The following is a 13,321-nucleotide window of genomic DNA, read 5'->3' on the forward strand; positions in this document are numbered from 1 at the left end:
CATCACGCCAAGACGTCAGTCTGGGGATGCCGCAGCTCCCCGCCACCCCCTACCCGGCCGAGGTGCGCGCCCGGCTCGATGCGGACGCGAAGGAGGTGCTCGCCCGCTACCCCGGCAGCCGCTCCGCCCTCCTGCCGCTGCTGCACCTCGTGCAGTCCGAGGAGGGATTCGTCTCCCGTACGGGCGTCGCCTTCTGCGCCGAGACGCTCGACCTCACCACCGCCGAGGTCACCGCCGTCGCGACGTTCTACTCCATGTACCGGCGCAGGGCCGGCGGCGACTACCAGGTCGGCGTCTGCACCAACACCCTGTGCGCGGTCATGGGCGGCGACGCCATCTTCGACACGCTCAAGGAGCACCTCGGCGTCGGCAACAACGAGACCACCGACGACGGCAAGGTCACCCTCGAACACATCGAGTGCAACGCCGCCTGCGACTTCGCGCCCGTCGTGATGGTCAACTGGGAGTTCTTCGACAACCAGACGCCCCAGAGCGCCACGCGGCTCGTCGACGACCTGATCGCCGGCCGGACCGTCGAGCCCACCCGCGGCGCGCCGATCTGCTCGTACAAGGACACCGCCCGGATCCTGGCCGGCTTCCCCGACGAGCGCCCCGGCGCCGTCGAGGCGACCGGCGGCGCGGGCCCCGCCTCCCTCGTCGGGCTGAAGCTCGCCAAGGGCGAGGCGCTCCCGAAGGCGCGCGTGGTCTCCCCGCGCGCCGGGCAGCCCGAAGGCGCGCGGCCCCAGGACGGGCAGCCGCACGACCCTTCGCCGTCCGAGCACCTCAGCTCGCACGCCCACCCGTCACCCGACCACCGCCCCTCAACGAGTCCCTCCGGGACGCCGAATATCTCGCCGCAGACCTCGGCCTCCGACCCGGAGCACCCGGCCGGGCCCGCAGCCGAGGAGGGGGAGTGATGACCTTGGCCGCCGAGATCGACCACAACGGGACGAGCCCCGAGAAGCTGCTCGCACCCGTCCTCTCCGCCTTCTGGGACCAGCCCGAATCCTGGACCCTGGACACCTACCGCCGCCACGAGGGGTACGAAGGGCTGCGCAAGGCGCTGGCCATGGACCCCGACGACCTCATCGCGTACGTGAAGGACTCCGGTCTGCGCGGGCGCGGCGGGGCGGGCTTCCCCACCGGGATGAAGTGGCAGTTCATCCCGCAGGGCGATGGCAAACCGCACTATCTAGTTGTCAACGCCGACGAGTCGGAGCCGGGGACCTGCAAGGACATCCCGCTCCTCTTCGCGAACCCACATAGCCTCATCGAGGGCATCGTGATCGCCTGTTACGCGATCCGTTCTTCGCATGCGTTCATCTACTTGCGCGGTGAGGTCGTCCCCGTGCTGCGACGACTGCACGAGGCCGTACGAGAGGCGTACGAGGCGGGTTATCTGGGGACGAACATCCTGGGTTCAGGACTCGATCTGGAACTCACGGTGCACGCGGGTGCGGGTGCGTACATCTGTGGTGAGGAAACCGCGCTGCTCGACTCTCTCGAAGGACGGCGTGGCCAGCCCCGGCTGCGGCCCCCCTTCCCTGCGGTCGCCGGTCTGTACGCCTGCCCCACTGTGGTGAACAACGTCGAGTCCATCGCCTCGGTTCCCGCGATTTTGAACCGGGGCAAGGACTGGTTCAAGTCGATGGGCAGCGAGAAGTCCCCGGGCTTCACGCTCTACTCGCTCAGCGGCCATGTCACCAGCCCCGGTCAGTACGAGGCCCCGCTCGGCATCACGCTGCGTCAGCTCCTCGACATGAGCGGCGGCATCCGGGCCGGTCACCGCCTGAAGTTCTGGACCCCGGGCGGCTCCTCCACCCCGATGTTCACCGAGGAGCACCTCGACGTCCCCCTCGACTACGAGGGCGTCGGCGCCGCCGGGTCCATGCTCGGCACCAAGGCGCTCCAGTGCTTCGACGAGACGACCTGCGTGGTGCGGGCCGTCACCCGCTGGACCGAGTTCTACGCCCACGAGTCCTGCGGCAAGTGCACACCCTGCCGCGAAGGGACCTACTGGCTGGTCCAGTTGCTCCGCGACATCGAGGCCGGCAAGGGCGAGATGGCTGACCTCGACAAGCTCAACGACATCGCCGACAACATCAACGGCAAGTCGTTCTGCGCGCTCGGCGACGGTGCCGCCTCGCCGATCTTCTCCTCGCTCAAGTACTTCCGCGAGGAGTACGAGCAGCACATCACCGGCAAGGGCTGCCCCTTCGACCCCGCCCGGTCCACGGCCTGGGCCGACGACAAGAACACCGACGGCAAGAACGCTCACCGGGGGGTGAACGCATGACAGTCACCACGAGTGCGCCCTCCGGGGGCGGCGAGGCGGCGATCCCGCCCGAGGACCTGGTCACGCTGACCATCGACGGCATCGAGATCAGCGTCCCCAAGGGGACCCTGGTCATCCGGGCCGCCGAACTCCTCGGCATCGAGATCCCGCGCTTCTGCGACCACCCGCTCCTCGACCCCGCAGGCGCCTGCCGCCAGTGCATCGTCGAGGTCGAGGGCCAGCGCAAGCCGATGGCCTCCTGCACCATCACCTGCACCGACGGCATGGTCGTCAAGTCGCAGATCACCTCCCCTGTCGCCGAGAAGGCGCAGAAGGGCGTGATGGAGCTGCTGCTGATCAACCACCCGCTGGACTGCCCGGTCTGCGACAAGGGCGGCGAGTGTCCGCTGCAGAACCAGGCGATGTCGCACGGCGGCGCCGACTCCCGCTTCGACGGCAAGAAGCGGACCTTCGAGAAGCCCGTCCCGATCTCCACCCAGGTGCTGCTGGACCGCGAGCGGTGCGTGCTCTGCGCGCGCTGCACCCGGTTCTCCAACCAGGTGGCGGGCGACCCGATGATCGAGCTGATCGAGCGCGGCGCCCTCCAGCAGGTCGGCACCGGCGAGGGCGACCCCTTCGAGTCGTACTTCTCCGGCAACACCATCCAGATCTGCCCGGTCGGCGCGCTGACCTCGGCGGCGTACCGATTCCGCTCCCGCCCCTTCGACCTGGTCTCCACCCCCTCGGTGTGCGAGCAGTGCTCCGGCGGCTGCTCGACCCGGACCGATCACCGGCGCGGCAAGGTCATGCGACGCCTCGCGGCCAACGAGCCCGAGGTCAACGAGGAGTGGCTCTGCGACAAGGGGCGGTTCGGCTTCCGTTACGCCCAGCAGCGCGACCGCCTCACCACCCCGCTGGTCCGCAACGCCGAAGGCGTCCTGGAACCGGCGAGCTGGCCCGAGGCGCTGGCAGCCGCGGCGGCCGGACTCCTCGCCGCCCGCGGCCGTACCGGCGTCCTGACCGGCGGCCGGCTGACCGTCGAGGACGCCTACGCGTACAGCAAGTTCGCCCGGGTCGCCCTCGACACCAACGACATCGACTTCCGCTCCCGGGTCCACAGCGCCGAGGAGGCCGACTTCCTGGCCGCCCGGGTCGCCGGACGCGGCCGGGACCTCGACGGCGAAGGCGTCACGTACACCGCGCTGGAGAAGGCCCCCGCGGTCCTGCTCGTCGGGTTCGAGTCCGAGGAGGAGGCCCCCGGCGTCTTCCTGCGGCTGCGCAAGGCCCACCGCAAGAGCGGCCAGAAGACCTTCGCGCTCGCCTCGCACGCCACCCGGGGCCTGGTGAAGGCGGGCGGCACCCTGCTGCCCGCCGCCCCCGGCACCGAGACCGAGTGGCTGGACGCGCTCGCGGGCGGCGTCGGCCTGGAGGCCGAAGGGGCGGCCGCCGCCGAGGCGTTGCGCGGTGAGCACTCCCTGATCATCGTCGGCGAGCGGCTCGCCGGAGTGCCCGGCGCGCTGAGCGCCGCCGTCCGCGCCGCCACCGCCACCGGCGCACGCCTGGTGTGGATCCCGCGCCGGGCCGGCGACCGGGGTGCGGTGGAGGCGGGCGCGCTCCCCTCGCTGCTGCCCGGCGGCCGCCCGGCCACCGACCCGCGGGCCCGCGACGAGGTCGCGGAGCTGTGGCGGGTGGCCGAACTGCCCACCCGCTACGGCCGTGACACCGGCCAGATCGTCGAGGCCGCGGCCACCGGCGAACTGGGCGCGCTGCTCGTCGCCGGGGTCGGCGCCGAGGACCTGCCCGACCCGAACCGTGCCCTCCAGGCGCTGAACGAGGTCGGCTTCCTGGTCTCGCTGGAGCTGCGGCCGAGCGCGGTCACCGCCCGGGCGGACGTGGTCTTCCCGGTCGCCGCCGTCGCGGAGAAGTCCGGCACCTTCCTCAACTGGGAGGGCCGGGCCCGGATGTTCCAGGCGGCGCTGAAGCCCGAGCAGATGTCCCGGACGCTCGCGCCGACGGACTCCCGGGTGCTGCACATGCTGGCCGACGCCATGGACGTGCACTTCGCCCTGCCGGACCTGACCGCCGCCCGCCGCGAGCTGGACCGGCTCGGCGGCTGGGAGGGCGGCCACGCGGAGGACCCGCGCGCGAGCGCGCAGCCGCTGCCCCGGCCCGGCGACGGCGAGGCGGTCCTCGCGGGCCACCGGATGCTGCTCGACCTGGGCCGGCTCCAGGAGGGCGACACCGCGCTCGCCGGCACCCGGCACGCGGCCGTCGCCCGGCTCTCGGCGGTCACCGCCGCCGAGTCCGGCGTCAAGGACGGCGATCTGCTCGCCGTCACCGGGCCCGCCGGCACCGTCGAACTGCCCCTCGCGGTCACCGACATGCCGGACCGGGTGGTCTGGGTGCCGCTGAACTCGGTGGGACGCGGCATCCCCGCCGACACCGGAGCGAACCCCGGCGGCCTGGTGCGGATCGGCCCCGCCGCCGCACCGGGTGCTCCCGTCGAACCATCGGAGGTACGAGCGTGACTGGCCTCGCCGCACTCACGACGGCGCCCGAGCGCGTCGTCCTCGCCGCCGAGGATCTCTCGATGTTCGGCACCGACCCCTGGTGGCTCGTCGTCATCAAGGCGGTCTTCTGCTTCGCGTTCCTGATGCTGATCGTGCTGTTCTCCATCGTGTGGGAGCGCAAGGTCGTCGCCTGGATGCAGCTGCGCATCGGCCCCAATCGGCACGGCCCCTGGGGGCTGCTCCAGTCGCTCGCCGACGGCATCAAGCTGATGCTGAAGGAAGACGTGATCGTCAAGCGCGCGGACAAGGCGGTCTACGTCATCGCGCCGATCCTCGCCGCGATCCCCGCCTTCATGGCCATCGCGGTGATCCCCTTCGGCCCGGCGGGCAACGAGGTCTCGATCTTCGGGCAGCGCACCACGATGCAGCTCACCGACCTCCCGATCGCCGCGCTCTACATCCTCGCCGTCGGCGCGGTCGGGGTGTACGGGTTCGTCCTCGGCGGCTGGTCCTCGGGCTCGACGTACCCCCTGCTCGGCGGAATCCGCTCGTCCGCCCAGATGATCTCGTACGAGATCGCCATGGGCGCTTCCTTCGCCTCGGTCTTCCTCTACTCCGGGTCGATGTCCACGTCGACGATCGTGGAGGCGCAGGCGGACCGCTGGTACATCATGCTGCTGCCGGTCTCCTTCATCATCTACATGATCACCATGGTCGGTGAGGCCAGCCGGGCGCCGTTCGACATGCCGGAGTCCGAGGGCGACCTGGTCGGCGGGTTCAACACCGAGTACAGCTCGATCAAGTTCGCGATGTTCATGCTCGCCGAGTACATCCACATGGTGACCGTGTCGATGATCGCGGTGACGCTGTTCCTCGGCGGCTGGCGGGCTCCGTACCCCATCTCGGCCTTCTGGGAGGGCGCGAACCACGGCTGGTGGCCGATGCTCTGGTTCTTCCTGAAGCTCCAGTGCCTGATCTTCTTCTTCATCTGGCTGCGCGGCACCCTTCCCCGCGTGCGTTACGACCAGCTGATGAAGCTGGGCTGGAAGGTCCTCATCCCGGTCTCGGTGGTCTGGCTGATGCTCGTCGCCACGGTCCGGGCCCTGCGGAACGAGGGGTACGACTTCTCGCGGATCGTGCTGTACGTGGGCGCGGTCGTGATCGCGATCCTGCTGATCTCCTTCGTCGTCGACATGTACCGCGACCGCAGGTCCCGGGCCGAGGAGGAGGCTGCCGGACCGGAGCCCGCCTTCGACCCGATGGCGGGCGGGTTCCCGGTGCCACCGCTGCCCGGACAGACGCTGCCGCCGGTGCCCAGGCGCAGGCCACGACGGGACCGGGAGCTCGTTGTCAGTGGCGGGGCGGATACTCAGAGTGACGAAAGCGCGAGTGACGGAAAGGAGGCCGGCGGTGTCTGAGAAACCAGAGCTCACGGGCTCATCGGGATCCGCTGGGTCCTCGGGGCAGGCAGGCCAGGCAGGTCAGGCGGGCGAATCGGGGGACAAGTTCCAGAACCCCGTGGCCGGCTTCGGCGTGACCTTCAAGGCCATGTTCAAGAAGCGGCTCACCGAGCAGTATCCGGAGACGCCGAAGGTGACGGCGCCCCGCTTCCACGGCCGCCACCAGCTCAACCGCCACCCGGACGGCCTGGAGAAGTGCGTCGGCTGCGAGCTGTGCGCCTGGGCGTGTCCGGCCGACGCGATCTACGTGGAGGGCGCGGACAACACCGAGGAGGAGCGCTACTCCCCGGGAGAGCGCTACGGCCGCGTCTACCAGATCAACTACGCGCGCTGCATCCTGTGCGGACTCTGCATCGAGGCGTGCCCCACCCGGGCACTGACCATGACGAACGAGTTCGAGCTGGCCAACACCACGCGCGAGAGCCTCATCTACACCAAGGACGAGCTGCTCGCGGGCCTGGACGAAGGCATGGTCGACAGCCCGCACGCGATCTTCCCCGGCATGGACGAACAGGACTACTACCGGGGCGTGGTCACCGAGGCCGCCCCCGGCACGGTCCGTCAGACGGCCGTGTCCAAGGGCGAGAACGACAAGCAGGAGGACGAGGACCCCATCGAGTCCACCCGGGCGTCCGACGCCCGGCAGGACAAGGGGGTGGGGGCGTGAACTCCCTGGCCGCGGCCACCACCACCTCGACCGGCGAGGCCGTCCAGTTCTGGATCCTGGGCACCGTCGCCGTGATCGGCGCGCTCTCCACGGTGCTGGCGAAGAAGTCCGTGCACAGCGCCCTGTCACTCGCCGGGACCATGATCGTCCTTGCCGTCTTCTACCTCGCCAACGGCGCGTATTTCCTCGGCATCGTCCAGATCGTCGTCTACACCGGCGCGATCATGATGCTGTTCCTCTTCGTCGTCATGCTCGTCGGCGTCACCGCGGCGGACTCCCTCAAGGAGACCCTCAAGGGCCAGCGCTGGCTGGCCCTCGGGTGCGCCCTCGGGTTCGCCGTGCTGCTGATCGCGGGCATCGGCAACGCCTCGCTGAGCACCTTCAACGGACTCGGCGCGGCCAACGCCCGGCACGGTGGCAACGTCGAGGGAATCGCCAACCTCATCTTCACCAAGTACGTCTTCGCCTTCGAGATCACCGGCGCCCTGCTGATCACCGCGACGGTGGGCGCGATGGTGCTCACGCACCGCGAGCGCACCGAACGGGCCAAGACCCAGCGGGAGATGTCCGAGGAGCGCGTACGCGGCAAGCACCTCCCGCCGCTCCCCGCCCCCGGCGTCTACGCCCGGCACAACGCGGTGGACATCCCCGGTCTGCTCCCCGACGGCACGCCGTCCGAGCTCACCGTCATGCAGACCCTGCGGGAGCGCGGTCAGATCCGCGACGTCTCGCAGCAGTCCCTCGCCGATCTCAAGGCCCTGGAGCAGCGCTCCGGGGAGCGGCTCGGGCGTGAGGACGCGGACGCCGTGGCGCGCGGGGCGAATCCCGCGTCCTCGGCGGAGAATTCGGAGGCCGCCCAGTGAACCCGGTGAACTACCTCTACCTCGCGGCCCTCCTGTTCGCGATCGGCGCCTCCGGGGTGCTGATCAGGCGGAACACGATCGTGCTGTTCATGTGCGTCGAGCTGATGCTCAACGCCTGCAATCTGGCGCTCGTCACGTTCTCCCGGATGCACGGCAACCTCGACGGGCAGATCGTCGCGTTCTTCACGATGGTCGTCGCCGCCGCGGAAGTCGTCGTCGGACTCGCGATCATCGTGTCGTTGTTCCGCTCCCGCCACTCGGCCTCGGTCGACGACGCCAGCCTGATGAAGCTGTAAGGGGTCGGAAACGTGGAGAACCTGATTGCGCTGCTCGTCGCGGCGCCCCTGCTCGGAGCGGCGGTCCTGCTCTGCGGCGGCCGCCGGCTGGACCGGACCGGCCACTGGCTCGGCACCCTGCTCGCCGGCGCCTCGTTCGTCGTCGGACTGATCCTCTTCACCGACATGCTGGGGAAGGGCGCCGAGGACCGGGCCCTGCACCAGCACCTGTTCAGCTGGATCCCGGTGGAGGGCTTCCAGGCCGACATCGCCTTCCAGCTCGACCAGCTGTCGATGACGTTCGTCCTGCTCATCACCGGTGTGGGCACGCTGATCCACATCTACTCCATCGGCTACATGGAGCACGACGAGCGCAGGCGCCGCTTCTTCGGCTATCTCAACCTGTTCCTCGCGGCGATGCTCATCCTGGTCATCGCCGACAACTACCTGCTGCTGTACGTCGGGTGGGAGGGCGTCGGTCTGGCGTCGTTCCTGCTCATCGGCTTCTGGCAGCACAAGCCCACCGCGGCCACCGCCGCGAAGAAGGCCTTCCTGGTCAACCGGGTCGGCGACATGGGCCTGTCGATCGCCATCATGCTGATGTTCACCACCTTCGGCACCTTCGCCTTCGGGCCGGTGCTGGAGTCGGCGGGCGAGACGAGTCAGGGCAAGCTGACGGCCATCGGCCTGATGCTGCTGCTGGCCGCCTGCGGCAAGTCGGCCCAGGTGCCGCTGCAGTCCTGGCTCGGCGACGCGATGGAGGGCCCGACCCCGGTCTCCGCCCTCATCCACGCGGCGACCATGGTCACCGCCGGTGTCTATCTCATCGTCCGCTCCGGCGCGATCTTCAACGCCGCCCCCGACGCCCAGATGGTCGTCGTCATCGTCGGCGCGGTCACGCTGATCTTCGGTGCGATCGTCGGTTGCGCGAAGGACGACATCAAGAAAGCCCTCGCCGGGTCCACGATGTCGCAGATCGGCTACATGATCCTCGCCGCGGGCCTCGGCCCCATCGGCTACATCTTCGCGATCATGCACCTGGTGACGCACGGCTTCTTCAAGGCCGGGCTGTTCCTCGGCGCGGGCTCGGTCATGCACGGCATGAACGACGAGGTCGACATGCGGAAGTACGGCGGCCTGCGGAAGTACATGCCGGTCACCTTCGTCACCTTCGGCCTCGGCTATCTGGCCATCATCGGCTTCCCCGGCCTGTCCGGCTTCTTCTCCAAGGACAAGATCATCGAGGCGGCCTTCGCCAAGGGCGGCACCGAGGGCTGGATCCTCGGCTCCGTGGCCCTCCTGGGCGCCGCGATCACCGCGTTCTACATGACGCGCGTGATGCTGATGACGTTCTTCGGTGAGGCGCGCTGGCAGCCCGACGCGGAGGGCCGCGAGCCGCATCCGCACGAGTCCCCGAAGTCGATGACGATCCCGATGATCGTGCTGGCCTTCGGCTCGGTGTTCGCCGGTGGGTTCTTCGCGATCGGCGACCGGTTCATCAACTGGCTGGAGCCGGTCACCGGTTACGACCACGGGCACGCCCCGCTGAGCGCGGCCACGGTCACCGGAGCCACCGTGGTGGCCCTGGTCATCGGCGTCGGGATCGCCTGGGCGATGTACGGCCGCAAGCCGGTCCCTGTGGTCGCCCCGCGCGGCTCGGTCCTCACCCGGGCCGCCCGCCGCGATCTCCTCCAGGACGACTTCAACCACGTGGTCCTGGTCCGCGGCGGCGAGCACCTCACCCGCTCGCTGGTGTACGTGGACCACTCCCTGGTCGACGGAGTCGTCAACGGCACGGCCGCATCGGTCGGCGGGCTCTCCGGCCGGCTGCGCAAGCTGCAGAACGGCTACGCCCGCACCTACGCGGTCTCGATGTTCGGCGGTACGGCGGTCGTCATCGCCGCGACCCTGCTGATGAGGGCGGTCTGATCACATGTCCTTTCCCCTCCTGACCGCGACGGCGGCGCTCCCGGCGATCGGCGCCATCGCCACCGCCGCCGTCCCCGCCGCGCGGCGCACCGCGGCCAAATGGCTCGCGCTGCTCTTCTCGCTCGGCACGCTCGTCCTGGCGGCCGTCGTCTTCCTCCGCTTCGAGCCGGGCGGCGACCGCTACCAGCTCACCGAGTCCCGGTCCTGGATCGCCGACTTCGGCGTCCGCTACGAACTGGGCGTGGACGGCATCGGGGTGGCGCTCCTCGGCCTCACCGCGCTGCTGATCCCGTTCGTCATCGCGGCCGGCTGGCACGACGCCGATCCCCTGGAGACGAAGTCCTCGCGCTGGCGTCCGACACAGGGCTTCTTCGCCCTGATCCTCATGGTCGAGGCCATGGTGATCCTGTCGTTCGTCGCCACGGACGTCTTCCTCTTCTACATCCTGTTCGAAGCCATGCTCATCCCGATGTACTTCCTCATCGGCGGCTTCGGCGACCGGGCCCACGCGGGCACCGACGAGAACGCCGCGACCCAGCGGTCGTACGCGGCGGTCAAGTTCCTCCTCTACAACCTGGCCGGCGGCCTGATCATGCTCGCCGCGGTCATCGGGCTGTACGTGGTCGCGGGAAGCTTCTCGCTCTCCGAGATCGCCGAGGCCCGCGCCAACGGCTCCCTGGAGATGGCGACCAGCACCGAGCGGTGGCTGTTCCTCGGGTTCTTCCTCGCCTTCGCGATCAAGGCCCCGCTGTGGCCGCTGCACACCTGGCTGCCCAACGCGATGGGCGAGGCGACCGCCCCGGTCGCCGTGCTGATCACCGCGATCGTCGACAAGGTCGGCACCTTCGCGATGCTCCGCTTCTGCCTCGGGCTCTTCCCGGAGGCCAGCAAGTGGGCGACGCCGGTGGTGATCGCCCTGGCGCTGGTCTCCATCGTGTACGGGGCGCTCCTCGCGGTCGGCCAGCGCGACATCAAGCGGCTCATCGCCTACGCCTCGATCTCGCACTTCGGCTTCATCATCCTGGGCATCTTCGCGATGACGAGCCAGGGCCAGTCGGGCGCCACGCTCTACATGGTCAACCACGGGATCTCGACGGCCGCGCTGCTGCTGGTCGCCGGATTCCTCATCACCCGGCGCGGCTCGCGGCTCATCGCGGACTACGGCGGGGTGCAGAAGGTCGCCCCCGTGCTGGCGGGCACCTTCCTCATCGGCGGTCTGGCGACCCTGTCGCTGCCGGGGCTCGCCCCGTTCGTCAGTGAGTTCCTGGTCCTGGTCGGCACGTTCAGCGCGTATCCGGTGGCCGGCATCATCGCCACCTCCGGCATCGTGCTCGCCGCGCTCTACGTCCTGGTCCTCTACCAGCGCACGATGACCGGCCCGGTGAAGGAATCGGTCCGGTCCATGCCGGACCTCAAGGCCCGGGAACTGGCGGTCGCGCTTCCGCTGATCGCCGTGCTGATCTTCCTGGGCGTCTTCCCGAAGCCGCTCACCGAGGTCGTCAACCCGGCGGTGGAGCACACCATGTCCGACGTACAGAAGAAGGACCCCCAGCCCGAGGTGGAGGCCGCCAAGTGAGCGCAACAGCTGTCCACAGTCTGTGGACGACGGCGAGCGGGGTGACATCGGCGGCACCGGGCGGTTCGTTCACGGCGCCGAAGATCGAGTACACCCAGCTGATGCCGGTCCTGATCATCGTGGGCGCCGCCGTCCTGGGCATCCTGGTGGAGGCCTTCGTGCCGCGCCGGGCCCGCTACCACACCCAGCTCTTCCTGACCGTGGTGGCGGTCGCCGCCGCGTTCGCCGCGATCGTCGGCCTCGCGGCCGGTGGCTACGGCACCACGAAGGCCCAGATCGCGGCCATGGGCGCCATCGCGATCGACGGCCCCACCCTGTTCCTCCAGGGAACCATTCTCCTGGTCGCCATGGTGGCCGTGTTCACCTTCGCCGAGCGCCGGCTCGACCCCACCGCCCACGGCAACCGGGTCGACTCCTTCGCCGCCCAGGCCGGAGCCGTACCGGGCGGTGAGGGCGAGAAGGCCGCCGTCCGGGCCGGCTTCGCCACCACCGAGGTCTTCCCGCTCCTCCTCTTCTCGGTGGCGGGGCTGCTGGTCTTCCCGGCCGCCAACGACCTGCTGACCCTGTTCATCGCGCTGGAGGTCTTCTCCCTCCCGCTCTACCTCCTGTGCGCCGTGGCCCGCCGCAAGCGGCTGCTGTCGCAGGAAGCCGCCGTGAAGTACTTCCTGCTCGGCGCGTTCTCCTCGGCGTTCTTCCTCTTCGGGATCGCCCTCCTCTACGGCTACGCGGGCTCCCTCGCGTACGCCGACATCGCCAACGTCGTCGACGGCTCGGTCCTGGAGATCGACCCGGCCCTCGCCGACACCATGGGCAACGACGCGCTGCTCCTCATCGGCGGTGCGATGATCCTGGTCGGCCTGCTCTTCAAGGTCGGCGCGATCCCGTTCCACATGTGGACCCCGGACGTCTACCAGGGCGCCCCGACCCCGGTGACCGGCTTCATGGCCGCCGCCACGAAGGTCGCCGCGTTCGGCGCGATGCTGCGCCTGCTGTACGTGGCGCTGCCGGGCCTCACCTGGGACCTGCGGCCGGTCATGTGGTCGGTGGCCATCATCACGATGCTGGGCGGGGCGATCGTCGCGATCACCCAGACCGACATCAAGCGGCTGCTGGCCTACTCCTCGATCGCGCACGCGGGCTTCATCCTCGCGGGCGTCATCGCGGCCAGTCCGGAGGGCATCTCCTCGGTCCTCTTCTACCTGCTGGCCTACTCCTTCGTGACGGTCGGCGCGTTCGCCGTCGTCACGCTGGTGCGGGACGCGGGCGGCGAGGCCACCCACCTGTCGAAGTGGGCCGGACTCGGCCGCCGCTCGCCGCTGGTCGCTGCGGTCTTCGCGGTGTTCCTGCTGGCCTTCGCCGGTATCCCGCTGACCTCCGGGTTCTCGGGGAAGTTCGCGGTGTTCAAGGCGGCCGCCGAGGGCGGTGCGGGCGGACTGGTCGTCGTCGGTGTGCTCTCCTCGGCCGTCGCGGCGTTCTTCTACATCCGCGTGATCGTCCTGATGTTCTTCAGCGAGCCGAAGGCGGACGGCCCCACGGTCGCCGTCCCGTCCCCGCTGACCATGACGACGATCGCGGTCGGCGTCGCCGTCACCCTGGTGCTGGGCCTGGCCCCGCAGTACTTCCTGGACCTGGCGAGCCAGGCGGGAGTCTTCGTGCGGTAGCCCCGTGCGGAGCCCCCGCAGTATGAGCGACAGCAGCGCCGGACGGTCGGTTATCCACAGACCGTCCGGCGTTGTCGTAGGAGCCGCCTATCGTGGACGGGGACG

At 69.8% G+C, this 13,321-nt stretch carries 10 protein-coding genes; all 10 read left to right on the forward strand.

Annotation, left to right across the window (positions count from 1 at the left end; all coding sequences use genetic code 11):
• Positions 1 to 26: 26 nt before the first annotated feature.
• The 10 genes from nuoE to nuoN are packed head-to-tail and all read left to right on the forward strand — an operon-like array spanning position 27 to position 13,216.
• Positions 27 to 917 (forward strand): NADH-quinone oxidoreductase subunit NuoE, encoded by an 891-nt coding sequence (gene nuoE, locus ACIQPT_RS09375; protein WP_401154333.1) that lies wholly within the window; start codon positions 27 to 29, stop codon positions 915 to 917.
• On the forward strand, positions 914 to 2,296 hold the full coding sequence (gene nuoF / locus ACIQPT_RS09380; RefSeq protein WP_343240273.1) for an NADH-quinone oxidoreductase subunit NuoF: 1,383 nt from the start codon (positions 914 to 916) through the stop codon (positions 2,294 to 2,296). Before nuoE ends, nuoF begins: the two co-directional genes overlap by 4 nt.
• Complete coding sequence (locus ACIQPT_RS09385) at positions 2,293 to 4,803, forward strand: NADH-quinone oxidoreductase subunit G (RefSeq protein WP_401154334.1); 2,511 nt, start codon at positions 2,293 to 2,295, stop codon at positions 4,801 to 4,803. Before nuoF ends, ACIQPT_RS09385 begins: the two co-directional genes overlap by 4 nt.
• Positions 4,800 to 6,203: an NADH-quinone oxidoreductase subunit NuoH gene (nuoH, locus tag ACIQPT_RS09390; RefSeq protein WP_401154336.1), complete on the forward strand. Its 1,404-nt coding sequence runs from the start codon at positions 4,800 to 4,802 to the stop codon at positions 6,201 to 6,203. The genes ACIQPT_RS09385 and nuoH overlap by 4 nt, the downstream gene beginning before the upstream one ends.
• Positions 6,196 to 6,912, forward strand: coding sequence for an NADH-quinone oxidoreductase subunit NuoI (gene nuoI, locus ACIQPT_RS09395; RefSeq protein ID WP_401154338.1), 717 nt, complete (start codon positions 6,196 to 6,198; stop codon positions 6,910 to 6,912). Before nuoH ends, nuoI begins: the two co-directional genes overlap by 8 nt.
• A complete protein-coding gene (locus ACIQPT_RS09400; protein WP_401154339.1) occupies positions 6,909 to 7,775 on the forward strand; it encodes an NADH-quinone oxidoreductase subunit J in 867 nt (288 codons plus the stop codon). The genes nuoI and ACIQPT_RS09400 overlap by 4 nt, the downstream gene beginning before the upstream one ends.
• Positions 7,772 to 8,071: an NADH-quinone oxidoreductase subunit NuoK gene (gene nuoK, locus ACIQPT_RS09405; protein ID WP_018960446.1), complete on the forward strand. Its 300-nt coding sequence runs from the start codon at positions 7,772 to 7,774 to the stop codon at positions 8,069 to 8,071. The genes ACIQPT_RS09400 and nuoK overlap by 4 nt, the downstream gene beginning before the upstream one ends.
• 12 nt (positions 8,072 to 8,083) lie before the next feature.
• A complete protein-coding gene (nuoL, locus tag ACIQPT_RS09410; protein WP_401154341.1) occupies positions 8,084 to 9,979 on the forward strand; it encodes an NADH-quinone oxidoreductase subunit L in 1,896 nt (631 codons plus the stop codon).
• A gap of 4 nt (positions 9,980 to 9,983) precedes the next feature.
• The gene (locus ACIQPT_RS09415) at positions 9,984 to 11,555 is read left to right on the forward strand and encodes an NADH-quinone oxidoreductase subunit M (protein WP_401154342.1); all 1,572 of its coding nucleotides are present in this window, start codon (positions 9,984 to 9,986) and stop codon (positions 11,553 to 11,555) included.
• Positions 11,552 to 13,216: an NADH-quinone oxidoreductase subunit NuoN gene (gene nuoN / locus ACIQPT_RS09420; protein ID WP_401154343.1), complete on the forward strand. Its 1,665-nt coding sequence runs from the start codon at positions 11,552 to 11,554 to the stop codon at positions 13,214 to 13,216. Before ACIQPT_RS09415 ends, nuoN begins: the two co-directional genes overlap by 4 nt.
• Positions 13,217 to 13,321: the final 105 nt, after the last annotated feature.

It is taken from the genome of Streptomyces sp. NPDC091289, from assembly GCF_044757365.1.
GTDB lineage: Bacteria > Actinomycetota > Actinomycetes > Streptomycetales > Streptomycetaceae > Streptomyces.